General features: G+C 36.5%; 1 protein-coding gene. It reads left to right on the top strand.

The genetic code is table 11. The features are described from left to right. A partial coding sequence (locus HUK49_RS10640; protein ID WP_191913672.1) for a phage major capsid protein occupies positions 1-261 on the top strand: 261 nt, incomplete at its 5' end. Between the last annotated feature and the right edge of the window lie 147 nt (positions 262-408).

The following is a 408-nucleotide window of genomic DNA, read 5'->3' as shown; positions in this document are numbered from 1 at the left end:
CTTTCATCAACTGGTAAGATTGACGTTAAAACTGCCAGCGGTGAAACTGTTAGCGTACCAGAAACCGCCGCTATTATTGGCGTAGTATTTGACCGTGACGCGGTAGGGGTTGCCAATTTAGACCGCCGTGTAACTACCAACTACAACGCGAAAGCGGAGTTTTACAACAACTATTACAAAATGGATGCGGGTTACTATAATGACCTTGCCGAAAACTTTGTAGTATTCTTTGTTGGTGAAGCGCCAGCGGGTGAATTTTAATCCGAACTAAAATAAAAGGCTGGCTTAATGCTGGCCTTTTTTATAGGGGTTTATTATGATTGTTAATCTATATTTAAATAAATCATCAACTAATAGTATTAATAAAGATTTAGATTTAATTTCAACAATAAATGTTAATTTTAAATC

Source organism: Limosilactobacillus portuensis, from assembly GCF_014838735.1.
Lineage (GTDB): Bacteria > Bacillota > Bacilli > Lactobacillales > Lactobacillaceae > Limosilactobacillus > Limosilactobacillus portuensis.
The sequence above is the reverse complement of the archived record's forward strand: the minus strand, read 5'-3'. Positions and strand labels throughout refer to the sequence as shown.